We start from the raw sequence: 1,432 nt of genomic DNA, 5'->3' as shown, positions 1-1,432 counted from the left end.
GATAATTGGTAATTGGTAACTGGTTAAATAGATTCGTCGTCAGCTCAGCCAAACGGTATTTAATTACCAGTTACCAATCACCAGTTACCAGAATTAAATTCCGTGCGTTATTTGTTCAACACGACACTAGTAATTACCCTTTGTCATTTTTCTTCTTCTTTAGGGACAAACTTAACTTTTTTCTCCCCCTGTCGCATCATTCCCATTTGTCTGGCTAAATCCTCTATTCGGGTTGAGTCATTTTTTAATGCCGTTTTTTCCTTGTCCAGAGCCTTATTCTTTTCCTCTATTTCTCGTATTTGTCTGGTTAAAGTTGAGACTTGTCGCTTCTGATGAAAAATAGTGAGGATGTTCTTCATTCCACCAATGAATAATATGATAAAGATTATAGTTAAAACTAATAATTTTTTTTGCCTGGTCTTTTTCTTTTTCCGAGGATAGGTTATTTCGAATTCCATTGTTTCCCCCAGTTTTAATTTTAGATTTTAATTCACTACTGCCTACTAATTACTCTCTATTTCCATATATTCCAGTAATTCCCAGTTCTTCTTCTATGCGTAGCAGTTGGTTATATTTAGCCACGCGGTCGGTGCGAGATGGGGCACCTGTTTTTATCTGACCGGCATTTGTCGCCACGGCAATATCGGCAATCGTCGTATCCTCTGTTTCGCCCGAACGATGAGAGATAACCGTGGTATAACCCGCCCGCTTTGCTAATTCTATGACATCAAGTGTTTCGGTTAATGTCCCAATTTGATTTACCTTAATCAAGATAGAATTAGCGACACCTAATCCTATTCCTTTAGATAATCTTTTCGGATTGGTGACAAATAAATCATCCCCTACAATTTGAATTTTGCCACTCAATTCCTGCGTAAAGTTCTTCCAACCATCCCAATCGTCTTCCGCAAAACCATCTTCTATGGAAATGATAGGATATTTCTCAACTAATGATTTATAATAGGAAATAAGCTCTGCGGAGGTCATCACTTTTCTCTCGCCTTTAAAATTATATCTATCATCCTCAAATAGTTCAGATGCGGCGACATCCAGGGCTAAAAATATCTCCTCACCGGGTTTATAGCCTGCTTTTTCAATCGCCTGGAGGATAAGTTTAAGTGCCTCTTCGGTGGAGGAGATATTAGGAGCAAACCCTCCTTCATCACCCACAGCCGTAGAATAGCCTTTTTCATTCAAAATCTTTTTTAATTGATGAAATGTCTCCACGCTCATTCGTAATCCTTCTGAAAAACATTCCGCTCCTTTGGGCACAATCATAAATTCCTGAATATCAATTGGATTATCAGCATGTTTGCCACCATTCAAGATATTCAACATAGGCACGGGTAATGTTTTAGCCTGGACACCACCTAAATATTGATAAAGAGGCAATTCTACGGCTAAAGCGGCGGCTTTAGCTACGGCTAAAGAA

2 protein-coding genes are annotated in these 1,432 nt (G+C 38.8%); both read right to left on the bottom strand.

The window, feature by feature from the left end; all coding sequences use genetic code 11:
• Positions 1-143 precede the first annotated feature (143 nt).
• Positions 144-458 (bottom strand): septum formation initiator family protein, encoded by a 315-nt coding sequence (locus AB1414_20835; GenBank protein ID MEW6609857.1) that lies wholly within the window; start codon positions 456-458, stop codon positions 144-146.
• A 49-nt stretch (positions 459-507) separates the two neighbouring features.
• Positions 508-1,432: phosphopyruvate hydratase (eno, locus tag AB1414_20830; GenBank protein MEW6609856.1), on the bottom strand; the 925-nt coding region annotated here is incomplete at its 5' end.

The organism is bacterium, assembly GCA_040755795.1.
GTDB lineage: Bacteria > UBA9089 > CG2-30-40-21 > CG2-30-40-21 > SBAY01 > JBFLXS01.
This window is presented reverse-complemented; position numbering and strand designations above follow the sequence as displayed.

Bases quoted from the DNA above. Each gene is read 5' to 3' on its own strand.
- AB1414_20835 (MEW6609857.1), bottom strand. From the start codon at position 458: ATGGAATTCGAAATAACCTATCCTCGGAAAAAGAAAAAGACCAGGCAA.